Raw genomic sequence first — 23,487 nt, forward strand, 5'->3', positions numbered from 1 at the left:
GCCTCCTAGCCTGGGAACTCCGCCAGCCCGAAACGCTGACGCTTTGGTTGCGACGCGCCAGCAGGGCGCACGAGGGGACCGATGGCGATCAGCGTGCCGAACAGCAGCGCGATCTCCAGGTGATAGACGACGCTGTAGGCCACCTGCGGCTCGGACATCGCCGTGCCCAGCCAGCCCTGGGCGGCCAGCGCCTCGAAGCCGTCACGCAGCGTGCCGCCCAGCGCCACCGCGATGCCGCCGGCACCGGCCTGCATGGCGCCCCAGGCGCCCATAGCGAGGCCCGCGCAGCCCTGGTTCTCCAGCCCCATCGCGACGACCAACGTGCTGACGGCGAACAACCCGCCGCCCAGACCGATGAGGAAGTTGCCGAAGCGGAACAGCCAGCCCGAATCCAGCGGCGCCGCGAAGATGATGGCCGAGAACGCGCAGATGCCTATCAGCAGGCCGATGGACGCCAGGCGGTACGCATCGAAGCCATGCTGCAGCAGCCGTGCAGCGATAGCGAAGGCGGTGAACGAGCCCAGAGCCAGGCCGGCGGTCAGCAGGCTGGTGGACGCGACCGAGAGCTTCAGGATCGCGCCGCCGTAGGGCTCCAGCACGATGTCCTGCATGTTGAACGCGGCGGTGCCCAGCGCCACGGCGACGAGGAAGCGGCGCGTGTGTGGCTGGGCCGAGAAGCGGCGCCAGACCTGGCGGAAGGGCTCCTGCGGCGCGGCATCGGGGTCGCGCCGGATGCTGCCGCGCGCCTCTTGCTTCCATAGCGCAATCGTGTTGAACAGCATGGTGACCATGGCCGCGCCCTGCACCACGCCCACCAAGCGCGTCGCGGTGAAGTCCTGCAGCACCAGGCTGAACACCACGCTGGCCATCACCATGCCCAGCAGCAGCATCACGTACATCAGCGCGACGACCCGTGGCCGCGCGTCCGGCCTGGCCTGGTCGGTGGCCAGGGCCAGGCCGGCGGTCTGCGTCGTCTGCATGCCGGCGCCCACCATCAAGAAGGCGAGCGCTGCTGCCAGGTGGCCCATGACCACGCCGCCCGGCTGGGCGCTGGCCTCGGCACCCGGCTGCAGCAGGATCAGCGCGAACGGCATGATGGACAAGCCGCCGAACTGCAGCAGCGAGCCGAACCACAGGTAGGGCACACGCCGCCAGCCGAGCGCCGACAGATGCGTGTCGGAGCGGTAGCCCACCATCGCACGGAAGGGCGCGGCCAGCAGCGGCAGCGCCACCATCAGCGCCACCAGCCAGGCCGACACGCCCAGCTCGACGATCATGACCCGGTTCAGCGTGCCCACCAGCAACGCATAGGCCATGCCCACCGACACCTGGAACAGCGCCAGGCGCAGCAGGCGCGACAGCGGCAGCTCGGTGCTGGCGACATCGGCAAACGGCAGGAACTCCAGGCTCAGTCGTGACCACTTCAGGGCCAGGCGTTGGTTGAGCTGGAGAACTGATTTCATGACCGCACCAGCTCCATCGCCTGCGAGGTGTAGAAGCCGCTGGAGATGCGCTGGCTGCGGCGCGCACCCCAGGCCAGCAGCCGCGGATGGTCGTCCAGCCTGCGCTGCAGGTGGCGCTCGGCCACCGGCACGATGGAGGGTGAGCGGTTGCCGCGCGGGAAGAGCTTGCCCACAGCCTTGAACACTTCCAGCGCTGGGCTGCTGGGCGCAAACGTGAACAGCAGCGAGTGACGGGTGCGGGCGGCCAGGCCGGCGATGACTTCGACCGCGTCGCCCGGCTCGTAGTGGATCAGCGAGTCCATGCCCACCACGTGATCGAACTCGCCCAGCGCCGGGTCCAGCATGTCGCCCGCGCGGAAATCGATGCCGCCGCCGTTGCTGAAGACCGGCTGGCGCTGGCGGGCCAGGTCCACCAGCGTGGGAGAGAGATCGATGGCCAGCACGGTCGCACCGCGGCAGGCGGCCTCCACGGCCAGCGCGCCGGTGCCGCAGCCAGCGTCCAGCACGCGCTGTCCGCGCAGGTCCTCGGGCAGCCAGGACAGCAGCGTGCCCCGCATGCGGTCACGGCCGGCGCGCACGGTGGCACGCACGCGGCCCACCGGTGCGTCGGAGGTCAGGCGGGCCCAGGCGTCGGCAGCCGTTCGATCGAAGTAGGTCTCGATCTCGGCGCGACGGGCGGTGTAGGCAGAGGTGTTCATCAGTCGAAGCCCAGCAGGTCGAAGATGTCGCGGTCTTTCATCGGCACGCAGGTGTAGGGCTCGCCGCCCAGCCACAACGCGGCGGCCAGGCGGAGATACTCGGCCTGCACCTTCTCCAGTTCGGGCGAGGGCTCCATCTCAAACAGCGTGGACTTCTTCAGCCGGCTGCGGCGGATGACGTCCAGGTCCGGGAAGTGGGCCGCCAGCTTCAGGCCGATCTTGTCGTTGTACTTGTCGATCTGGTCAGTCGCCGCGCTGCGGTTGGCGATGACGCCGCCCAGCCGAACCTTGTAGTTCTTGGCCTTGGCGCCGATGGCCTGCACGATGCGGTTCATCGCGAAGATGGAGTCGAAGTCGTTGGCCGTGACGATGAGCGCTCGGTCGGCGTGCTGCAGCGGCGCGGCAAAGCCGCCGCAGACCACGTCGCCCAGCACGTCAAAGATCACCACGTCGGTGTCTTCCAGCAGGTGGTGCTCCTTGAGCAGCTTGACCGTCTGGCCCACGACGTAGCCGCCGCAGCCGGTGCCGGCGGGCGGGCCGCCGGCTTCCACGCACATCACGCCGTTGTAGCCCTCGAAGACGAAGTCCTCGACGCGCAGTTCCTCGGAGTGGAAGTTCACCGTCTCCAGCACGTCGATGACGGTGGGCAGCATCTTCTTGGTCAGCGTGAAAGTGGAGTCATGCTTGGGGTCGCAGCCGATCTGCAGCACTCGCTTGCCGAGCTTTGAGAAGGCAGCGGAGAGGTTGCTGGACGTGGTGCTCTTGCCGATGCCGCCCTTGCCGTAGATGGCAAAGCACTTGGCCGTGCCGATCTGCACGGTGGGGTCCATCTGAACCTGCACGCTGCCGGCGCCATCGGGCTGTCGGCGGTTTCCGATCTCTTGGATCGGGACTTCGGTGACCATGTTCATGCGGCGGCCTTTTCTTTCATCGGCATCACGCCTTCGAGGCGGTCTTCCAGTTCGTCGCCGGCCTGGCGCAGGGCTTGCAGCGTGTCGGCGTCCGGCTGCCAGTAGTCGCGCTCAAACGCTTCCAGCAGCCGGTTGGCGACCCGCGCAGAGGCGGTGGGATTGAGTTGGGCCAGACGCTCGCGCATGGCGGGGTCCAGCATGAAGGTGGCGCTGAGCTGCTCGTAGACCCAGGGCGCAACCTGGCCCGTGGTGGCGGACCAGCCCATCGTGTTGGTCACGTGCACCTCGATCTGGCGCACGCCCTCGTAGCCGTGCTTCAACATGCCCTCGTACCACTTGGGGTTGAGCATGCGGGTGCGCGTCTCCAGCGCGACCTGCTCGCCCAGCGTGCGCACGGCGCCGCCGCCGAAGCTGTCGCGGGTCTGGTCGCCGATGTAGACCGGGGCCATCTGCGCATCCGTGCCGTCCTTGCGCACCTTGGCCCGCTTGATCGCACGGCTGACGCCGCCCAGCGTGTCGAAATAGGTGTCCACCGTCGTGATGCCCAACTCCACCGAGTCCAGGTTCTGGTAGGCCAGCTGAACGTCGGCCAGCACGCTCTGCAGCAGCTTGGCTTGCTGGATGGGCCGGCCGGCGCGGCCGTAGGCAAAGCCCTTGCGGCGGCTGTAGGTCTCGGCCAGCTCGTCACCGTCCTCCCAGCGGCTGTTGTCGATGAGGCTGTTGATGTTGGCGCCGTAAGCCCCCTCGGCATTGCCGAAGACGCGCAGCGAGGCCGTCTCCAGGTCGCCGCCGTTGGCGGCCTGGTAGGCCAGCGCATGCAGGCGGATGAAGTTCTGCTCCAGCGGCTCGTCGGCCTGCGCGGCCAGGAAGGCGGCCTCGGCCAGCAGCTTGATCTGCAGCGGCAGCAGGTCCCGGAAGATGCCCGACAGCGTGATGACCACGTCGATGCGGGGCCGGCCCAGGTCGGCCAGCGATATCAGCTCGGCGCCGGCCAGGCGGCCGTAGCTGTCGAAGCGTGGCCGTGCGCCCATGAGCGCCAGCGCCTGGGCGATAGGGCCACCCTCGCTCTTCAGGTTGTCGGTGCCCCACAGCACCATGGCGATGGACTCGGGCAGCGGATGGCCGGCGCCCATGTGCTTGTCCAGCAGGCGCTGCGCCTGGTCGAAGCCGTCCTTCACCGCGTAGGCGCTGGGAATGCGGAAGGGGTCGAAGCCGTGCAGGTTGCGGCCCGTGGGCAGCACGGCGGGCGTGCGCAGCAGGTCGCCGCCCGGGGCGGGGCGCAGGAAACGGCCGTCCAGCGCGCGCAGGATGCCGTCGATCTCGCGGTCCTCGGACAGCAGCTCGTCCATGTCGCTGAGCTGCTGCAGCAGGGCCAGGTCTTGCAGGTCGGCGCCCGACGTGGGCATGCCATCGGCCACCAGCGCCTCGATGGCGGCGCGCTCGGGCCGCACGCCGTGGGAGGCCTCGGCGCAGGACATCAGCAAGTCCACCCGCTCGGCGGCGCTAGGCGCCTGGCCCACCACATGCAGGCCGTAGGGAATCAGCGTGTATTCGAGTTCCAGCACGGCCGCGCTGAGCTTGGCGATGCGCGTTTCGGCGTCTGCGCCCCACAGCGGTTCGGCGGCGGCGAGTTCGAACTCGGCTGCCTGGGCCTGGATCATCAAGCTCAACGCGTCGCGCTCGGCATGTGCCTCCGGCTCCAGGCTGCGGTAGCGCGCCAGCGTCTCCTTCAGCTCGACCAGGCCCTTGTACAGCCCGGCCTCGGCGACCGGCGGCGTGAGGTAGCTGATCAGCGTGGCGGCGGCACGGCGCTTTGCGATGCTGCCCTCCGACGGGTTGTTGGATGCGTAGAGATACAGGTTGGGCAGGTCGCTGATGAGACGGTCCGGCCAGCAGCGGGCCGACATGCCCGCCTGCTTGCCGGGCATGAACTCCAGCGCGCCATGGGTGCCGAAATGCAGCACCGCGTGGGCAGCAAAGTCCTCGCGCAGCCAGCGGTAGAACGCCGAGAAGGCATGCGTGGGGGCGTGACCCTGCTCGAACAGCAGGCGCATCGGATCGCCCTCGTGACCGAAGGCGGGCTGGATGCCCACAAACACGTTGCCGAAGCGCTCGCCCAGCACAAAGAGGTGGCTGCCGTCGCTCTGCTGCTTGCCGGGCGACGGGCCCCATTGCGCCTCGATCTCCTTCAGGTACTTCTCGCGCCGCAGGTGCTCGTTGGCCGGGATGCGGTGGTGCACATTGGCCATCGCGCCGTAGCGCGAGGCGTTGCCGGTGATGAGGCTTTCGCGCAGCGCGTCGACCGAGGCCGGCATGTCCACCGTGTAGCCCTCGCGCTGCATCGCGGCCAGCGTGTTGAACAGCGACTCGAACACCGACAGGAAGGCGGCCGTGCCGGTGGCGCCGGCGTTGGGCGGGAAGTTGAAGATGACGGCCGCCACACGACGCTCGGCGCGCTCGCTGCGACGCAGGTCCACCAGCTTGCCCACGCGCGCGGCCAGCGCGTCGGCACGCTCGATGCAGCTGTGCATGTCGTGCGCGTCGACCTCGTTGTCGAAGCGGCAGGCGTGGCTGCAGCCGGTGCAGGCAACGTGCGCGGCGTTGGCGCGGCCGCCGAACACCATCGCGCCGGTGGCGCCGTCCAACTCGGGGATGGCCACCATGATGGTGGACTCCACCGGCAGCAGGCCGCGTGGCGAGCCGCCCCACTGGTCCAGCGTCTGGAACTCGATGGGATGCACGGCGAGGTAGGGCACGTCCAGTGCGGCCAGCACGTCCTCTGCCGCCTTGGCGTCGTTGTAGGCCGGGCCGCCCACCAGGCTGAAGCCGGTCAGCGACACCAGTGCGTCGATGCGCGTGCGCCCGTCCGCGCCCTGGAAGAATGCGGCGATGGCCGGGCGCTGGTCCAGCCCCGTCGCGAACGCGGGGATCACGCGCAGGCCGCGCGCCTCCAGCGCGGTGATGACGCCGTTGTAGTGATCGGCATTGCCGGCCAGCACGTAGGAGCGCATGACCAGCAGGCCCACCGTGCCGCGCGTGCCGGTGGTGGCGACCTTGGGCAGCGCGTCCAGCGACGTGGCCATCAGGCCCACGGCGTTGGGGTGGCTCATGCGCGGGTGGTACAGGCCCACCTCGGGATAGTCGATGGGCTGCTGCGGCTTGGCGCTCAGGCGCATGGCCTTGCGCGGGCCGTCGGCATAGCGCTCCACCAGCAGGCGCACCATGTTGTCGATGTTGCCCTGGGAGCCCGCCAGCCAGTACTGCAGCGTGAGGAAGTAGGCTCGCACGTCCTGCGCCGTGCCGGGGATGAAGCGCAGGATCTTGGGCAGCATGCGCAGCGTCTTCATCTGCTGCGCGCCCGCTGTGCCTTGTCCCTTGCCCTTGTTGCCCTCGTCCTTGCCCGGCGGCTTGCCGCGCAGGCGCTTCAGGAAGGCCATTGCGCCCGTGGCGGGCGCGGACATGTCGAAGCGGCCCATGCGGGTCAGCTTGGTGACCTCGGCGGCGGACATCGCGCAGACCATCGCATCGCAGTGCTCGCGGCGTGCCTGCAGGTCCGCCAGCACGGGCATGAAATGGTCTTCCAGAAAAAGCATCGACGCGATGACGATGTGCCCCTGGGCGATGTCGGCCTTGCAGCGGGCCAGCGCTGCGGGGTTCTCGTTCCACTCGGCGGCGGCATGCACGGTCAGGCGCAGACCGGGCAGGGCCTTGGACAGCGTCGCGTTGGCGCGCTCGGCGGCGCTGGCGAGGTGGCTGTCCATGGTCACGATGACCACGTTCATCGCCGGCGCCCTAACGACTGAAATGGGCTTTGGCGTCATAGAGCGTCTCGATGGTGATGACCGGCACGCTCTTGCTGAGCGCATAGGCCTCCGTGTTGCGGCGGGCCTTGCCGCGCACGAAGAAGGGGATCTTGCGCAACTCCTTCTCGGCGTCGGGTGACCATTCGGCCGGGGCTGAAGGCGTGGTCGGCACTTCTATCAGCGCAGGCGGCGCAGGGGCCTGTGTGGCCGGGCCTCCGAGATGCGACGGCGCTGCATCCTCGTGGAACTCGAAGTCACCGCGGAACATCCCGATCAGGTGCTCCTCCAGGCCCATCATCAGTGGATGGACCCAGGTGTCGAACAGCACGTTGGCGCCCTCGTAACCCATCTGCGGCGAGTACCGCGCGGGGAAGTCCTGCACGTGCACCGGCGCTGAGATGACCGCGCAGGGCAGGCCCAGCCGCTTGGCGATGTGACGCTCCATCTGCGTGCCCAGCACCAGCTCTGGGCCGGCGGCGCAGATGGCGGCCTCCACCTCCAGGTAGTCGTCGCTGATCAGCGGCTCGACGCCGTAGATCGCCGCGGCCTCGCGGACGTCGCGGGCGAACTCTCGGCTGTAGGTGCCCAGCCCCACGACCTTGAAGCCGAACTCGTGGGCGGCCACGCGGGCAGCGGCAATGGCGTGCGTCGCGTCACCGAAGACGAAGACGCGTTTGCCGGTCAGGTAGTTGGAGTCCACGGACTTGGCGTACCAGGGCGAGCGGGATTGGGCGGCCGCGGCTGCAACGTCGGGGTCGATGCCGGCAAGGGCGGCGACTTCGCGGATGAACTCGCGTGTGGCCGTGGCGCCGATGGGGATGGTCCTGGTGGCGGTCAAGCCGAAGTTGCGTGTCATCCAGCTCGCGGCGGTTTGAGCGACCTCGGGGTAGAGCACGACGTTGAAGTCAGCATCGGCCAGCCGGGCGATGTCGGCGGGGGAGGCATCCAGCGGCGCGGTCACGTTGACGGTCACGCCGATGAGTGCCAGCAGCTGGCGGATCTCGCGCACGTCGTCCCGGTGCCGAAAGCCCAGCGCTGTCGGGCCCAGGATGTTGCAGCGCGGTTGGTTGCCCTTCACGCGAGGTTGCGTGGGCTTCACGGCCAGGTGCCGCACCAGCTGGTAGAAGGTCTCGGCGGCGCCCCAGTTTTCCTTCTTCTGGTAGGCCGGCAGCTCCAGAGGAATGACCGGCACCGGCAGGGCCAGCGCCTGCGTCAGGCCGCCCGGGTCGTCCTGGATCAGCTCGGCCGTGCAGGAGGCGCCCACCAGCAGGGCCTGCGGCTTGAAGCGCTCGTAGGCGTCGCGGGCGGCGTCCTTGAACAGCTGGGCCGTGTCGCCGCCCAGGTCGCGGGCCTGGAAGGTGGTGTAGGTGACCGGTGGGCGCTTGTTGGCGCGCTCGATCATCGTGAACAGCAGGTCGGCGTAGGTGTCGCCCTGCGGCGCGTGCAGCACGTAGTGAACGTCACGCATGGCCGTGGCGATGCGCATCGCGCCGACGTGGGGCGGGCCTTCGTAGGTCCAGAGCGTGAGCTGCATGTCAGGCCGCCAGCAGCGTTCGCCGCGTGAGGGGGCGGGTGAACAAACCCGCCAGATCGCCGGCCTGCTCAAAGCCCTGGATGGGCGTGAACACCAGCTCGATGGACCACTTGGTCGTGAAGCCCTCGGCCTCCAGCGGATTCGCCAGGCCCAGGCCGCAGACGACCATGTCGGGCGCGGCGGCGCGGCACCGGTCCAGCTGCTTTTCCACGTCCTGGCCTTCCGAGAGCTGCGTGCCGGCCGGCAGCCAGGCCAGCTCCTCGGCCAGGTGCTGGCGGTGCAGATAAGGCGAGCCGACTTCGGTCAGCTGCATGCCCAGCTCGCGCGCCAGAAAGCGCGCCAGCGGCACTTCCAACTGCGAATCGGGGAAGAAGAAGATGCTTTTCCCCGCCAGCGACACGCGGTGTGCGGCCAGCGCAGCTTCAGCGCGCTGGCGGGCGGGGGCGATGGCTTGCTCGACCACCTCAGCGGGCACGCCCATCGCGGCGCCGGCGGCCTGCATCCAGGCGGCGCTGCCTTCGGCGCCAAGCGGGAAGGGTGCCGCCACTCGCGTGGCGCCACGCGACTCCAGCGCCTTGGCGGTGTCGCCGAGGAAAGGCTGGGCCAGCAGGAAGCGCGTCTGCGGGCCGACGGCGGGCAGGGCGGTGGAACTGCGCGACGGGAAGAAGGCGAAGCGCTGGCCGCCCATCGCGGTGAACAGGCGGCTGAACTGGTCCTCCACCACATCGGCCAGCGCGCCGACGATCAGCAGCTCGGGCTCCAGCCGCTGCGTGGAGATGGGCAGCACGGGCACCAGCGCCGCCAGGCAGGCGTCCTCGCCTTGGGTGAAGGTGGTCTCGATGCCGCTGCCCGAGTAGTTCAGCACTCGCACCTGCGGCATGAATTCCTGGCTGAGCCGGGCGGCGGCGCGCGACAGGTCCAGCTTGATGACTTCTGACGGGCAGGAGCCGACCAAGAAGAGCAGACGGATGTCCGGCCGGCGCTCCAGCAGGCGCTTGACCACCCGGTCCAGCTCGTCCTGCGCATCGGCCAGGCCCGCCAGGTCGCGCTCGTCGAGGATGGCGGTCGCGAAACGCGGTTCGGCAAAAATCATCACGCCGGCCGCCGACTGGATCAGGTGGGCGCAGGTGCGCGAGCCCACCACCAGGAAGAAGGCGTCCTGCATCTTGCGGTGCAGCCAGATGATGCCGGTCAGGCCGCAGAAGACCTCACGCTGGCCGCGCTCCATCAGGACCGGGGCGTCCGTGCAGCCGCCGGCTTGCTGGATGGGAATCACCGCGTTCATGCTGCTGCTCCCGCTGTCACGCTGGCCGCATGGTCCAGCCGCGCCATGCGCAACTTCCAGATGAACTGCGCCGCGTTGATGCAGTAGGTCGCGTAGGCCGCCAGCGCCAGCCACATCTGCTGCGGTGTGCTGAGCCAACCGGTGAACCAGGCCACCACATACGCCGTGTGCAAGGCCAGCACCGCCATGCTGAACATGTCTTCCCAGTAGAAGGCGGGGGCGAACAGCCAGCGGCCGAAGACCACCTTCTCCCAGATGCAGCCGGTCACCATGATGGTGTACAGCGTCAGTGTCTTGACCAGCACCGACAGCGCCGCCGCCTGCTCGCCCGTTCCGGTCGCCAGGAAACGCAGCACCAGGGCCAGGCTGACGAGGAACACCACAAACTGCACGGGGGCCAGCACGCCCTGGATCAGGGTCCAGATGCTGGCGTCCCGGCGGGCGCGTTGTTGCGCTGTGTAGAGAGGCGGGCGAACGGGGCGCAAGCCCGGCCTCGGGGTGGCGGACGAGGCGGTGGGGTTCGACATGGGGGCGAATCTAGGCCCGCGGTTTGCGACTGTCAATCGGAATTGACGTAAACAAAACTAGACATTTCTTGCCGGATCGGGAAAATCAGCTTGACGCGAGCCCAGATGACACGCGACATTGCTTCGGCAGGCTGTCAACGCAAGCTGACTGAGCATGTCTCAGTCCCATAACGACGAAGATCAAGCGAAACAAAACGGTTAGCAGTAGCGATTTCTGACGCTGCCCAGCGCCGAGGACCGGAGCCGATGATTTCCGGCCGCTCACAGGGAACCCTTGCTGCCAACCAGCCCACGAGGAGATACGTGGTGGCTGGATGGACGAACAACAGGCTGGCCAAACGCCAGCAGGCGCCGCGCGCCATGGCCGCAGCCTCCCGAGGCACGGCAAAGGGTGAGGTGCTGTTTCAGGCCGACCCGCTGACCCTGGCCGAGATGCTGGCCATGAAGAGTGCTGAGCTCTCTGCCAATCGCGCGCCGCTGGCAGACGACGGGCGACCCCGGCTTGCCTCCCCGCATCTGGTGTCCAGCAACACCTCGCCGGACATGCAGCTGTCGCGAATCGTCGAGCTGGAGATCATTCCGCGCCTGATGCTGATGCACAGCGCCCAGCCGCTGCGGGACAGCCCGCCGCGGCCGCCGCTGGCCATGACGACCGAGCACGTGCACACGCTGGCACGCCTGGCGGCGGAGGGCGGCGCCGACAGCGCCAACAGCTATGTGCGCGCGCTGCTGGACGCTGGCGCTTCGCAAGAGCAGGTCTTCCTGGACCTGCTGGCGCCGTGCGCCCGCTGGATGGGCGAGCTGTGGGAGGAGGACCGCTACGACTTCTCGCAGGTCACCATCGGCCTGTGGCGGCTGCAGCGCGTGCTGCATGAGCAGGGGAGTCGTTTCAATCAAGTGGCGCGCCCGGACGGGGACGGCCACCGTGCCCTGTTGGCGGCCGTGCCGGGCGCACAGCACACGTTCGGTGTCGTCATGGCGGCCGAGTTCTTCACTCGTGCCGGCTGGGATGTCGAATGCGAGCCCAAGGCCTCGTGGGCTGATCTGCATGCCCGTTTGACCGGCAATTGGTTCGACATGTTCGGACTGTCAATCTCGACGAGCGACAGCATCCCCCATGTAGCGTCTGCTATTCTTGACATGCGTGAGGCGTCAGCCAACCGCGATATTTTTGTGATGGTCGGTGGCCCCATGGCGGCGCAAATGCCAGAACTGGCTCGGCTTTGCGGGGCGGATTCGATGGCTGGTGACGCCTGCAGCGCCGTTGAGGCCGCGAAAAACGGGATTGCCCGGCGCGTCAAGCGAACTTGACGTCTGTCAGCGCCGGCTGCCTACTCGCGACACCGACTTCCTTCAGGTCCTTCGGCGGCATCACTGTGCTGCACTTTGCATTTCAGGGAGCTCGATGCACAACCTTGGCACATCGGCCACCGATCAGCGGTTCGGAGCGCCCCAGCTCTATTTTGCTGACCTGAATGCCGACGTCCTTGCCGCGGTGGTGGCTGCCTCTGCCGATCTGGCGTTGGTGCTGGACAGTCAGGGTGTGATCCGCGACATCTCCTTGAGCAGTGGCCGCAGCCAGGAACTGGGCGAGCTGCGCCAGTGGGTGGGCCGGCGCTGGATCGAGACGGTCACGGTCGAGAACCGGGGCAAGGTCAACGCGATGCTCGCCGTGGCCGCCTCGGGGGGGGCTGGCACCGAGAACCCGGGCGAGCGCCCCGCACGCCAGGTCACCCACGCCTTGTCCGGCGGCGTCGATTTGCCGGTCAGCTACAACATCGTGCCCATGGGCGTGCAGGGCCGCCTGTTGGCCTTGGGCCGCGACCTGCGCGAAGTGGCCGCGGTGCAGCAGCGCCTCGTGGATGCCCAGCAGTCCATGGAGCGGGACTACCTCCGCCTGCGCCACACCGAGGCGCGCTACCGACTGTTGTTCGAAGCCGTCGACGAGGCCGTGCTGGTGCTCGATGCGGCCTCCCTGGTCGTGTTCGAACACAACGCGGCTGCGGCACGCCTGCTGGGCGATTCGACCAAGCGCATCGTTGGCCGCAGCTTCGCTGAACTGCTCGCCGTGGAGAGCCAGGCCGAGTCGTATGCCAGCTTCTCGCAGGCGCGCAGCGCCGGCCGCAGTGACGACACGCTGGTGCGACTGGCCAACGGCAACACCGAGCTGAGGCTCGCGGCCAGCCTGTTCAAGCAGGACAGCAGCAGCTCGCTGCTGGTGCGCCTGTCGCCCGCCCGCGCCACCAGCCCTGAACGCACTGCCAGCCGCAAGGCCGAAGGCCCTTCGCTGCCGGACGTCGTCAACGCCATGCCCGACGCCTTCGTGCTGACCGACATGCAGGGCCGCATCCTCAGTGCCAACCAGGCCTTCAGCGACATGCTGCAGCTGTCGGCCGGCGAGTCGCTGCAGGGCCAGTCGCTGGACCGCTGGCTGGGTCGCTCGTCGGTGGACCTGAACGTGCTGATCACCAACCTGCGCCAGCACGGCGTGCTGCGCCTGTTCCCGACGACCTTGCGCGGCAGCTACGGAGAGCCAGCCGCGGTGGAGATCTCGGCCGTGGCGGTGCCTGACGGTCCCCAGGCCTGCCTCGGCTTCTCCATCCGCGATGTCGCCAGGCGCCTGCCCGCCGAGGGCCGTTCCAACCGCCAGCTGCCCCGCTCCGTGGAGCAGCTCACCGGCCTGGTGGGCCGGCTGCCGCTGAAGGACATCGTTGGCGAGACCACCGACCTCATCGAGCGTCTGTGCATCGAGGCGGCGCTCGGCCTCACTCGGGACAACCGCGCGTCTGCCGCCGAGATGCTCGGGCTGTCGCGGCAGGGCCTGTACATGAAGCTGCGGCGCTACGGCATGCAGGACTCCGGCGGCTCCGCCAGCCCGGAGTAGCGCGTCACATCCGCGCGCTCCATGGGAGCGCCGACGGAGTGTAAATCTGACTTGACATTGAATGGTGTCAGCTCAGAATAGGCTGCATGCAGCGCCCCGCTCTTTCGGCTGTCGCCGAACTGCTCAAGCCCATCACCTGGTTTCCGCCGATGTGGGCTTTTGGCTGCGGTGTGGTGGCTTCGGGGATGCCGGCTGAGGGCCGCTGGCCGCTGATCGTTGCCGGCGTGCTGCTGGCTGGCCCCTTCGTCTGCGCCACCAGCCAGGCTGTCAACGACTGGTTCGACCGCCATGTCGACGCCATCAACGAGCCTCAGCGGCCCATTCCATCCGGCCGCATGCCGGGCCACTGGGGCCTGTACATCGCCGTGGTCTGGACGCTGCTGTCGCTGCTGCTGGCGTGGCAGCTGGGCCCGGTGGGCTTCCTGGCGGGCATGGTGGGCCTGCTGCTGGCCTGGGCCTACAGCGCGCCGCCGCTGCGCCTGAAGCGCAATGGCTGGTGGGGCAATGCCGCATGCGGCCTGTGCTACGAAGGTCTGGCCTGGATCACCGGGGCCGCCGTCATGGCCATGGGCGAGTTGCCCGATGGCCGCTCGCTGGCGCTGGCGCTGCTTTACAGCCTGGGTGCACACGGCATCATGACGCTGAACGACTTCAAGTCGATGAAGGGTGACCGTCAGATGGGCATCGCCTCCCTGCCGGTCATGCTTGGCGCGCCGCGCGCCGCGCAGGTCGCCTCCCTGGTCATGGCCGTGCCGCAAGTCGTCGTGGCGTTGCTGCTGTGGCACTGGGGCCAGGGCTGGCACGGCCTGGCCGTGGCTGGCCTGCTGGCGGTGCAGTTGCTGATGATGAAGCGCTTTGTCGCCCAGCCGCTGGCGCGTGCCGTTTGGTACAGCGGCGCCGGCGTGCCGCTTTATGTATCGGGCATGCTGGTCAGCGCCTTCGCGCTGCGCGGGATCGTGACATGAGCGCAGCGCCTGGCCGCCCACAGCAAGCTCGCTGCGGCGTGGCAGGAGTGCGCCCGGAGTTGCGATGCCTAGCAAGCGCCCGGCCGTCTCGGCCAGGCAAGCGCGTTGCGAGAAGGGTGCTCACATGACCCGACCGTTCGGATCGATCAGCGTGCTGCGTCTGGGCCTGGTGCAGGCCAGCCTGGGCGCCATCGTCGTGCTGACCACGTCGACGCTGAACCGCGTGATGGTGGTGGAAATGGCACTACCGGCTCTGCTGCCGGGCCTGTTGCTGGCGCTGCACTACGTCGTGCAGATCAGCCGCCCGCGTATGGGCCATGGCTCTGACCTCGGACGGCGCCGCACGCCCTGGATCATCGGCGGCATGGTCACGCTGGCCGCCGGCGGCTGGCTGGCCGCGCTGGCCACCGTGTGGATGGGCAGCAGCGCGGTCGCCGGTATCGCTCTGGCGGTGCTGGCCTACACGCTCATCGGCCTGGGCGTGGCTGCCAGCGGCACTTCGCTGCTGGCGCTGCTGGCCAAGCGCGTGCCGGCAGAAAGGCGCGCTGCAGCGGCCACGACGGTGTGGATCATGATGATCGTCGGCTTCGTCGTCACGGCCGGCGTGGCCGGCAGCCTGCTGGACCCTTTCTCGCCCGGGCGCCTGCTGGGGGTTGCGGGTGGCGTTGCGGCGTCCGCCGTGTTGCTGACCGTGCTGGCAGTGATGGGGCTGGAAGGGCCCGCACAGCCGGCCGCCGAGGCGCCTGCACCGATCGCGTTCAAGCAGGCCCTCGTCGATGCCTGGGGCGAACCCCGGGCCCGCCGCTTCACCGTCTTCGTCTTCGTCTCCATGCTGGCCTTCAGCATGCAGGACCTGATCCTGGAGCCCTTCGCCGGCCTGGTGTTCGGCCTCACGCCCGGCGCTACCACCCAGCTGTCTGGCACGCAGCACGGCGGTGCCCTGGTCGGCATGCTGATTGCGGCCGCTGCCGGCAGCCGCTGGGCAGGCCGGCACTGGGGCTCGCTGCGCAGCTGGACCGTGTGGGGCTGCGCGGCCTCCGCGCTGGCACTGGGCGGGCTGGTGTGCGCCGGCCTGGTCGGGCCCAACTGGCCGCTGCGGCTCAATGTGTTCGCGCTGGGGCTCGCGACCGGCGCCTTCTCTATCGCTGCCATCGGCTCCATGATGGGCTTGGCCGGCGCCGGCGAGGCCGGACATGAGGGCGTGCGCATAGGCCTGTGGGGCGCGGCGCAGGCGATGGCGTTTGCGCTCGGCGGCGTGCTCGGCACTGCCGCGAGTGACCTGACCCGCTGGCTGCTGGCGGATGCCGGCCCAGCCTACGCCCTGGTGTTCCTGCTCGACGCCGGCCTGTTTCTGTGGGCCGCACGCCTGGCCGCCCGGGTCGAACCACGCGCCAGGGCAGCGCGTATCAACGTGGGAGAGCGCTATGAGCCTCAGCCAGCCGGTGGACTTTGATGCCGTCGTGATCGGCGGCGGCCCGGCCGGCGCAACGGCGGCCGACGACCTGGCGCGCCAGGGCCTGCACGTGCTGCTGCTGGACCGCGCCGGTCGCATCAAGCCCTGCGGCGGCGCCATCCCGCCGCGGCTCATCGCGGACTTCGCCATCCCCGAGTCCCTGCTGGTGGCGCGCGCCACCGCCGCGCGGATGATCTCGCCGCAGGCGGTGGAGGTTGACATCCCCATCGAAGGCGGCTTCGTCGGCATGGTGGACCGCGAGCATTTCGATGAATGGCTGCGCGAGCGCGCCGCTTCGCACGGCGCCGAGCGCCGCGAGGGCAGCTTCGAGCGCCTGGACCGCGACCCCGACGGCATCAGCGTCGTGCACTACGGCGCCGCCGGGGGCCCCGGCCGGGTGCGCACGCGTGCCGTCATTGGCGCCGACGGCGCCCGTTCCCAGGTGGCGCAGCAGGCCATCCCGGGGGCGGACCAAGGCCGCTTCGTGTTCGCGTATCACGAGATCGTCGCCGTGCCCGACGACGTTCCGGCGGGCTACCTCGGCAGCCGCTGCGAAGTGCACTACCGCGGCGCGCTGTCGCCCGACTTCTACGGCTGGGTGTTCCCGCACGGTGCCAGCGCCAGCATCGGCACCGGCAGCGCCGACAAGGGCTTCTCGCTGCGCCGCGGCGTCATGCAACTGCGGGCCGGCGCGGGCCTGACCCATGCGCGCACCTTGCGCCGAGAGGGCGCGCCCATCCCCATGAAGCCTCTGCCCCGCTGGGACAATGGCCGTGACGTGGTGCTGGCCGGCGATGCGGCGGGCGTCGTGGCGCCGGCGTCGGGTGAGGGCATCTACTACGCCATGCTGGGCGGGCGGCTGGCTGCCGAGGCCGTGCAGCGGCTGCTGCAGACGGGCGACGTGAAGTCGCTGGCGCTGGCTCGCAAGCGCTTCATGCGGGAGCACGGCCGGGTGTTCTGGATCCTCGGCATGATGCAGCGTTTCTGGTACTGCAGCGACAAGCGCCGCGAGCGTTTCGTCAGCATCTGCCGCGACCGCGACGTGCAGCAGCTGACCTTCGACGCGTACATGCACAAGCGCCTGGTGCGGGCTCGCCCGATGGCGCACGCGCGCATCTTCTTCAAGGATGTCGCCCATCTGCTCGGATGGGCGCGCGTCTGATGGACAAATCCACCGAGGCCGCGCTGCTGCTGCACGGGGTGGACCTGGTGCTGGCGGTGAGCCTGATCGAATTGCTGTGGCTCTTGCTGCGCCGGCCCACGGGTGTGGCGAATCTGGCGCCCAATCTGCTGGCCGGGCTGAGCCTGACCCTGGCATTGCGCCTGAGCCTTGTCGGCTCAAACGCTGCCTGGATCGTTCTCTGCCTGGTCGCCGCTGGCGTGGCCCATCTGATGGACCTGCTGGCGCGCCGGCGTCGTCCCGAACTTTTCACACCCACCCAGCCCCTCGGGCAAGGAAGGCAAGCACCATGAGCACACGTCGCAACTTCATCCGCCTGGTCCCCGTGGCAGGCGCAGGCCTGCTAGCCGGCACCGCCTGGTCGCAGGCCATGGTCGACGAGAAGGACCCCACTGCGGTCTCGCTTGGCTATCACGCCGACGCCAGCAAGATCGACAAGGCCAAGCAGCCCAAGCACACGGCCGGCGCCGCGTGCAGCAACTGTGCGCTCTACCAGGGCAAGGCTGGCGCGGCATCCGGCGGCTGCCCGATCTTTGCCGGCAAGCAGGTGGCCGCAAAGGGCTGGTGCACCGCTTACGTCAAGAAGCCGTGACGATGGCGCCCCTCGCCCACGCTCGCCACGCTGAACGCGTGGGCGCCCGGTCGGTCTGGCAGACCGCGCTGCGGCAAGGGGCGCAGCCCTTGGGCGGTCACAGGCCATCCACTGGACGCACGGTGTTCAGCCTCAGCCCCCGAGGAAACGGCGCTTGCCTGGGCGTTGAGCCCGGGCGACATCGCCCCGCGGGCCAGCTTGGGGGCGGCCCGGCGCCAGGCCCTCAAGGCGCGACGAGCGCGTAGGCGCAAAGGGTATCCATGCGGCTCCTCCCGGCTGACCTGCCCGAGCGCGCCTCGCTGTCGCTGGAGGTGCATGCCCGGCCGTCTGAGCCGTTGGCGGCGCCCGGCCGTGCCAGCTATGTGGCTGTGCTGGTGGACCCCGACGAGCGCGACCGCGAGTTGGCCCATCTCGGCAAGCTGTGCCGTAACCATGGCCAGGCAGCCCCCGAGCCTGGCGCGGTGCACTGGAGCGGCCGCATCGGTGGCGTGCAGCTGAAGTGGGAGCGTCACGGCGAGTTCTCCAGCTACACGTTGTTGCTGGCGGCGGGTTCCGTGGTGCCATTCGCAGACCCGGCGGCGGCGCAGTTGCCGCCCGGCTGGCTGGCCAGCGCGCCCGGCATGACCCTCTATGCCGGGCATGCCGAGCTGCTGCAGGCCGAAGACGCCCCGTCGCTGCCCGATCTGCAGCAGGACTTTTTCGCCGGCTGCCCGGTCGTTGGCAGCGCGGTGGGCGACGGTGCCGGCCTGGCTTTCTCCGATTTCCTGATCCACCCCGACGGCTTCGGCCGCCTGGTGCTGGTCGACCAGGGCTTCACGCCGCTGATGGCCGGTCGCATGCTGCAGCGGCTGTTCGAGATCGAGGCCTACCGCATGATGGCGCTGCTGGCCTTTCCGGTCGCGCGCCGGCTGTCGCCGCGGCTGCTGGTCATCGAGCGCGCGCTGGCCGGTCTCACCGACAACATCGCCAGCGACGCCGGCGGCGACGAGAAGTTGCTGCACGAGCTGACCCGTCTGGCCGCCGAGGTCGAGAGCGGCCTGTCGGCCAGCCAGTTCCGCTTCGGCGCCTGCCGCGCTTATGCCGAGCTGGTGCGCACCCGCATCGCCGAGCTGCGCGAGCGGCGGCTCAGCGGCCTGCAGAGCATCGACGAGTTCATGTCGCGCCGCTTCACGCCTGCCGTGGCCACCTGCGCCACGGTGTCGCAGCGCATGCACGACCTGTCCGAGCGCGTCGCCCAGGCGAGCCACCTGCTGTCCACCCGCGTCGACATCGCCCGCGAACACCAGAACCACGCGCTGCTGGCCTCCATGGACCGGCGCGCCAGGCTGCAGCTGCGCCTGCAGCAGACGGTGGAAGGCCTCTCCGTCGCCGCCATCGTGTACTACATGGCCGGCGTGGCGGGTTACCTTGCCAAGGGCGGACGCTCGCTGGGCGCGCCGTTGGACGTCGACCTGTTCGTGGGCCTGAGCGTGCCGGTGCTGGCGCTGCTGGCCTTCCACGCGGTGCGCAAGGCGCGAGGCCGCGCGCGCGAGAACGAGGCGGCCTGAACCTGATGAGCACTCCATTCCCTTTTTCAGCCCTCGTCGGTCAGGACGAGATGAAGCGCGCCATCCTCATCGCCGCCGTCGAGCCCGCCATCGGCGGCCTGCTGGTGCTGGGCGACCGGGGCACCGGCAAGTCCACCGCCGTGCGTGGCCTGGCGGCGCTGCTGCCTCGCATGCGCGCGGTCCAAGGCTGCCGCTACCACTGCGACCCGGCGGCGTCTTCCGCCTGCGAGGACTGCGCGCGGCTGAGGCTGGCCGGGCGCCTCAAGACCGAGGAAGTGCCCGTGCCGGTGGTGGACCTGCCGCTGGGTGCCAGCGAGGACCGCGTGCTCGGCGCGCTGGACCTGGAGCGCGCGCTGTCGCAGGGCATCAAGGTCTTCGAGCCCGGGCTGCTGGCCAAGGCGCACCGCGGCTTCTTGTACATCGACGAGGTCAACCTGCTGGAGGACCACCTCGTCGACCTGCTCATCGACGTGGCCGCCTCTGGCGAGAACGTCATCGAGCGCGAGGGGCTGAGCGTGCGCCACCCCGCGCGCTTCGTGCTGGTGGGCAGTGGCAACCCGGAGGAGGGCGAGCTGCGGCCGCAGCTGCTGGACCGCTTCGGGCTGTCGGTCGAAGTGAAGACGCCGAGCGACATCGCCCAGCGCGTGGAGGTCGTGCGCCGCCGTGATGCCTTCGAGCGTGACCCAGTCGCCTTCACGACGCTGTGGGCCAGGCAGGACGCGAAGGTGCGCCGGCAGATCCTGCAGGCCCGCGAGCGCCTGCCCGACCTGGTCGTGGGAGACGTCGTGCTGCACCGCGCCGCCGAGCTGTGCGTGGCGGTGGGCAGCGACGGCCTGCGCGGCGAGCTGACGCTGATGCGCGCCGCTCGTGCGCTGGCGGCGCTGCAAGCCGCGCCCGAAGTCACGCTGGCGCATCTGCGCGAGATCGCCGTGCCCGCACTGCGCCACCGGCTGCGCCGCAACCCGCTGGATGACACGGGGTCGGGCCAGCGCATCGAGCGTGCGGTCGCCGAGCTGTGGACCTGATTCAGTTAGACCCGGCCTTGCAGGCTGTCTGCCTGCTTGCCGTCGACCCGCAAGCTCTGGGCGGCCTGTGCCTGCGCGGCCCCGCCGGCCCGGCGCGTGACGCGGTGCTGGCCAGCCTGCGCCGCGCCTTGCCTGAACGCACGCCCTGGCGCCGCCTGCCGCTGCAGGTCGACGACGAGCGCCTGCTGGGCGGCCTGGACCTGGGCCTGAGCCTGGCCGCCGGCCGGCCGGTCGCGCAGGCCGGCCTGCTGGCCGAGGCCGATGGCGGCGTGCTGCTGCTGCCCATGGCCGAGCGCGTCGATGCCGGGCTGGCGGCCAAGCTCGCGTCGGCGCTGGAGCATGGCGTCTCGCGCTTCTGCGTCGTGGCGCTGGACGAAGGGCAGACGGCCGAGGAGCAACTGCCGGGCAGCCTGCTGGAGCGGCTGGCGCTGATCGCCAGTCCTGCCGTACTCGACCTCGCTGCGGGCCTGACCGGGCTGGGCGAGGGGCAGGACTTGCCGTTTGACCTGACCGAAGCTCGTCAGCGGCTGGCTCGCATCCCCTACGACGATGCCACCGTGCAGGCGCTGTGCGGCACGGCCGCCGCGCTGGGCCTGCAGTCCCTGCGCGCGCCCTGGCAGGCCTGGCGCGCGGCCTGCGCGGCGGCAGCCGTTGCGGGGCGAGATGAAGTGACACAAGCCGATGCCGAACTGGCGGCGCGGCTGGTGCTGGCGCCACGCGCGCGGGCCTTGCCGCAGGCGCAGATGGAAGCCGAGTCGGCGCCGGAGCCCGAGTCGTCCGCGCCGGCCGAGGCAGCCGAACCGAATCAACCGGAGCCCACATCCGCCGAAGCGCCATCGTCCGGCCCGAGCGACGCAGAGCACCAGGCCGAGGAGCTGCAGGAGCAGATGATCGCCGCCACCCAGGCCGCCATCCCGGCGGGCCTGCTGGCCAGCCTGGCCGGCGCGCCCGCGAGCCGCGGCGCCGGCGCCGGGCGGCGCGGTGCCGCGGCTCGCCCGGCGCAGAGCGGCCGGCCGCTGGCCTCGCGGCGCGGCAGCCTGCGCGCCGGCAGCCGCCTGGATCTGCTCGCCACGATGCGTGCCGCCATCCCCTGGCAACGCCTGCGGCTGCTGGAGTGCGAGCAGCAAGGCCTAGCGCCCGCCGCCGCCCGTCTGCTGCTGCGGCGCGACGACTTCCACATCAAGCGCTACCGCCGCCCCACCGAGACGACGACCGTGTTCGTCGTCGACGCCTCCGGCTCGCAGGCGCTCAACCGGCTGGCCGAGGCCAAGGGTGCGGTGGAGCTGCTGCTGGCCGACTGCTACGTGCGCCGCGACCGCGTGGCGCTGATCGCTTTTCGCGGCGATGGCGCCGAGGTGCTGCTGCCGCCCACCCGCTCGCTGGTGCGCGCGCGCCGTTCGCTTTCCGGCCTGCCCGGCGGCGGCGGCACACCGCTGGCGGCAGGTATCGAGGCCGCGTGGTTGCTGGGCAGCAGCCTGCAGTCACGCGACGGCGCCCGGGCGGTGCTCATCTTCCTGACCGACGCCCGCGCCAACATCGCCCGCGACGGCAGCCCCGGCCGGCCGCAGGCGATGCAGGACGCGCTTACCGCCGCCCAACGCTTGCGGTCCGAAGGCATGGCCAGCGTGCTCATCGACACCTCGCCACGGCCCCAGCCCGCCGCGATGGCGCTGGCGCAGGCGATGGCGGCGCGGTATGTGCCGTTGCCGCAAGGGCAGGCGGCGCAGGTGTATGCGGCGGTGGCGGCTGCGATCTGAATCGCAGCGAAGGGCAGCTTTGCAGGGCGGATTCAACCGGTCGGTGCAACACACTAACCACTGCCCAGGCAGAAGGAGTGTTGCAAATGAAGTACCGGACACGGACGTACTACACCGCCACGCAGAAGGCAGTGATGTGGGAGCGATGGAAGGACGGCTGGACGCTTCAGCAGATCGGCAAGCTGTTCGACCGGGGGCACACATCGATCCAGACGATCCTGGCGAAGTCCGGTGGCATTCGACCGCCTGAGCGTCGACGCTGCGCAACCGCGTTGACTCTGGCGGAGAGAGAAGAGATCTCGCGTGCGCTGATGGCGGGGCAGTCGATGCGTTCGATCGCCGTTCAACTCGGCAGGGCGCCGTCGACGATCAGCCGGGAGATCTGTCGCAACGGCGGCCAGCACGGCTATCGGGCAACCCTGGCAGATCAGGCTGCATGGGAACGCGCTCTTCGACCGAAGATCTGCAAACTAGCCAAGCACCGGGCGCTGGCTGGCATCGTGGCGGACATGCTCCGGATGCTGTGGTCGCCAGAGCAAATCGCGGGCTGGCTCCAGCATACTTATCCGAACGACCAGAGCCTTCACGTGTCACACGAGACGATCTACCGCAGCCTGTTCATTCAAGCGCGTGGCGCCTTGAAGAAGGAGTTGCTGGAGCATCTGCGGCGCACGCGCGGCATGCGTCGCTCGCGCTCCTACACGCAGAAGACTGCGATCCATGGCCAGATCGTCGACGCGGTGACGATCAGTGAGCGGCCCGCGTCAGTCGAAGACCGGGCGGTGCCTGGTCATTGGGAAGGAGACCTGGTCTTCGGCAGCGGCAACAGCCAGATCGCGACGCTGGTCGAGCGCCAAACGAGATACGTGATGCTGGTGAAGCTGGACGGCAAGGACTCGCAGACGGTCGTCAACGCGCTCATCAAGCATGCTCGCAAGCTGCCTCAGGAGCTCTACAAATCGCTCACCTGGGATCGAGGCACGGAGATGCATGGGCACAAGCGATTCACCATGGCCACCGACATCCAGGTCTACTTCTGTGACCCTCAAAGTCCTTGGCAACGCGGCAGCAATGAGAACACCAATGGGCTGCTCAGGCAGTACATGCCAAAAGGCATCGACATCTCCGGCTACTCTCAGGCCAAGCTCAATTCGATCGCCAGACAATTGAACGAGAGCCCGCGCAAAACGCTCGGCTTCCAAACGCCCGCTGAGCGATTCAGCGAATGTGTTGCGTAGACCGGTTGAATCCGCCAGCGGAAGCGGACCTATGCTGCAACCGCTCGCCAGCGCGCTGGACCCGCCGAGAGCGTTGAGTTGAGTCGACCGCTAGATTCTGCGTATGAAGCTCCAAAACCTGTCCTGCCTTTTCGTCGCACTTGCCGGTCTCAGCGGCTCTGTCTTCTCTCAACACCTCCCCGCGCCGAGTCGAACCGTCTTCAAGTGTGAGAAGGATGGCCGCGTGCACTACAGCGACGAGCCATGCGCTGCAGCCAAGCGGCTGCAGGTGGAGCCCACTCGCGGCATGACCTCTACAGGCAACGAACGACCTGGTGCGGACGTGCGCAGAGAGCAGTTCGATGAACAGATGGGCGATGCGTTGCGCCCCCTGACCGGAAAGGACCATCCGCAGTTCGAGGTCGCACGCAAGCGCGTCTACTTGAGGCCCGCGGTCCAGCGCGAATGCGCCGCACTGGACTTCAGTCTGCCGCAGGCCGAAGCGTCGGAGCGCGTGGCCAGGGACGGGGAACTGGCAGAAGTGCAGGCCACTTTGCTGAAGCAGCGCCGGCGGTTCCGGGAACTGAAGTGTTAGGGCATGCGTCCTGTCGGAGCAGTGAGCTCGCCGCAGATAGGGTAGTCGGGC

19 protein-coding genes are annotated in these 23,487 nt (G+C 69.3%); 12 read left to right on the forward strand and 7 right to left on the reverse strand.

Annotation, left to right across the window (positions count from 1 at the left end; all coding sequences use genetic code 11):
• Window positions 1-5: 5 nt before the first annotated feature.
• The 7 genes from ACG02S_RS13715 to bchF are packed head-to-tail and all read right to left on the reverse strand — an operon-like array spanning window position 6 to window position 10,221.
• Entirely contained in the window at window positions 6-1,463 is a 1,458-nt protein-coding gene (locus ACG02S_RS13715; RefSeq protein ID WP_394471016.1) for a BCD family MFS transporter, read from the reverse strand.
• The gene (gene bchM / locus ACG02S_RS13720) at window positions 1,460-2,161 is read right to left on the reverse strand and encodes a magnesium protoporphyrin IX methyltransferase (RefSeq protein WP_394471017.1); all 702 of its coding nucleotides are present in this window, start codon (window positions 2,159-2,161) and stop codon (window positions 1,460-1,462) included. The genes ACG02S_RS13715 and bchM overlap by 4 nt, the downstream gene beginning before the upstream one ends.
• On the reverse strand, window positions 2,161-3,072 hold the full coding sequence (gene bchL, locus ACG02S_RS13725; RefSeq protein WP_474103950.1) for a ferredoxin:protochlorophyllide reductase (ATP-dependent) iron-sulfur ATP-binding protein: 912 nt from the start codon (window positions 3,070-3,072) through the stop codon (window positions 2,161-2,163). Before bchL ends, bchM begins: the two co-directional genes overlap by 1 nt.
• Window positions 3,069-6,854, reverse strand: coding sequence for a magnesium chelatase subunit H (locus ACG02S_RS13730; protein WP_394471018.1), 3,786 nt, complete (start codon window positions 6,852-6,854; stop codon window positions 3,069-3,071). Before ACG02S_RS13730 ends, bchL begins: the two co-directional genes overlap by 4 nt.
• Window positions 6,855-6,864: 10 nt before the next feature.
• Window positions 6,865-8,409 carry a ferredoxin:protochlorophyllide reductase (ATP-dependent) subunit B gene (gene bchB / locus ACG02S_RS13735; RefSeq protein ID WP_394471019.1) on the reverse strand — a complete coding sequence of 515 codons (1,545 nt, stop codon included), beginning with the start codon at window positions 8,407-8,409 and terminating at the stop codon, window positions 6,865-6,867.
• Window position 8,410: 1 nt separating this feature from the next.
• A complete protein-coding gene (locus ACG02S_RS13740) occupies window positions 8,411-9,694 on the reverse strand; it encodes a ferredoxin:protochlorophyllide reductase (ATP-dependent) subunit N (RefSeq protein WP_394471020.1) in 1,284 nt (427 codons plus the stop codon).
• Window positions 9,691-10,221: a 2-vinyl bacteriochlorophyllide hydratase gene (gene bchF / locus ACG02S_RS13745; protein WP_394471021.1), complete on the reverse strand. Its 531-nt coding sequence runs from the start codon at window positions 10,219-10,221 to the stop codon at window positions 9,691-9,693. The genes ACG02S_RS13740 and bchF overlap by 4 nt, the downstream gene beginning before the upstream one ends.
• 246 nt (window positions 10,222-10,467) lie before the next feature.
• On the opposite strand from bchF, the gene ACG02S_RS13750 reads away from it, so the two are divergent.
• From ACG02S_RS13750 to ACG02S_RS13805, 12 genes are all read left to right on the forward strand, one after another.
• Window positions 10,468-11,532, forward strand: coding sequence for a cobalamin B12-binding domain-containing protein (locus ACG02S_RS13750; RefSeq protein ID WP_394471022.1), 1,065 nt, complete (start codon window positions 10,468-10,470; stop codon window positions 11,530-11,532).
• Window positions 11,533-11,719: 187 nt separating this feature from the next.
• A complete protein-coding gene (gene ppsR, locus ACG02S_RS13755; protein WP_394471023.1) occupies window positions 11,720-13,105 on the forward strand; it encodes a transcriptional regulator PpsR in 1,386 nt (461 codons plus the stop codon).
• An 86-nt stretch (window positions 13,106-13,191) separates the two neighbouring features.
• Window positions 13,192-14,070 carry a chlorophyll synthase ChlG gene (chlG, locus tag ACG02S_RS13760; RefSeq protein ID WP_394471024.1) on the forward strand — a complete coding sequence of 293 codons (879 nt, stop codon included), beginning with the start codon at window positions 13,192-13,194 and terminating at the stop codon, window positions 14,068-14,070.
• A gap of 124 nt (window positions 14,071-14,194) precedes the next feature.
• Window positions 14,195-15,523, forward strand: a complete 1,329-nt coding sequence (locus ACG02S_RS13765) for a BCD family MFS transporter (protein WP_394471025.1) — start codon at window positions 14,195-14,197, stop codon at window positions 15,521-15,523.
• Window positions 15,495-16,685, forward strand: coding sequence for a geranylgeranyl diphosphate reductase (locus ACG02S_RS13770; protein WP_394471026.1), 1,191 nt, complete (start codon window positions 15,495-15,497; stop codon window positions 16,683-16,685). The genes ACG02S_RS13765 and ACG02S_RS13770 overlap by 29 nt, the downstream gene beginning before the upstream one ends.
• Window positions 16,685-16,996, forward strand: a complete 312-nt coding sequence (locus ACG02S_RS13775; protein ID WP_394471027.1) for a hypothetical protein — start codon at window positions 16,685-16,687, stop codon at window positions 16,994-16,996. Before ACG02S_RS13770 ends, ACG02S_RS13775 begins: the two co-directional genes overlap by 1 nt.
• Window positions 16,993-17,295: a high-potential iron-sulfur protein gene (locus ACG02S_RS13780; protein ID WP_394471028.1), complete on the forward strand. Its 303-nt coding sequence runs from the start codon at window positions 16,993-16,995 to the stop codon at window positions 17,293-17,295. The genes ACG02S_RS13775 and ACG02S_RS13780 overlap by 4 nt, the downstream gene beginning before the upstream one ends.
• A gap of 260 nt (window positions 17,296-17,555) precedes the next feature.
• Complete coding sequence (locus tag ACG02S_RS13785) at window positions 17,556-18,842, forward strand: DUF3422 family protein (protein ID WP_394471029.1); 1,287 nt, start codon at window positions 17,556-17,558, stop codon at window positions 18,840-18,842.
• 5 nt (window positions 18,843-18,847) lie between these two features.
• The gene (gene bchI, locus ACG02S_RS13790; protein WP_394471030.1) at window positions 18,848-19,867 is read left to right on the forward strand and encodes a magnesium chelatase ATPase subunit I; all 1,020 of its coding nucleotides are present in this window, start codon (window positions 18,848-18,850) and stop codon (window positions 19,865-19,867) included.
• Between the two features lie 17 nt (window positions 19,868-19,884).
• Window positions 19,885-21,624, forward strand: a complete 1,740-nt coding sequence (locus tag ACG02S_RS13795; RefSeq protein ID WP_394471031.1) for a magnesium chelatase subunit D — start codon at window positions 19,885-19,887, stop codon at window positions 21,622-21,624.
• Window positions 21,625-21,710: 86 nt separating this feature from the next.
• The gene (locus ACG02S_RS13800) at window positions 21,711-22,862 is read left to right on the forward strand and encodes an IS30 family transposase (RefSeq protein WP_394471032.1); all 1,152 of its coding nucleotides are present in this window, start codon (window positions 21,711-21,713) and stop codon (window positions 22,860-22,862) included.
• 103 nt (window positions 22,863-22,965) lie between these two features.
• On the forward strand, window positions 22,966-23,436 hold the full coding sequence (locus tag ACG02S_RS13805; RefSeq protein WP_394471033.1) for a DUF4124 domain-containing protein: 471 nt from the start codon (window positions 22,966-22,968) through the stop codon (window positions 23,434-23,436).
• The last annotated feature ends 51 nt before the right edge of the window (window positions 23,437-23,487 follow it).

The organism is Pelomonas dachongensis (assembly GCF_043555865.1).
Lineage (GTDB): Bacteria > Pseudomonadota > Gammaproteobacteria > Burkholderiales > Burkholderiaceae_C > Pelomonas > Pelomonas dachongensis.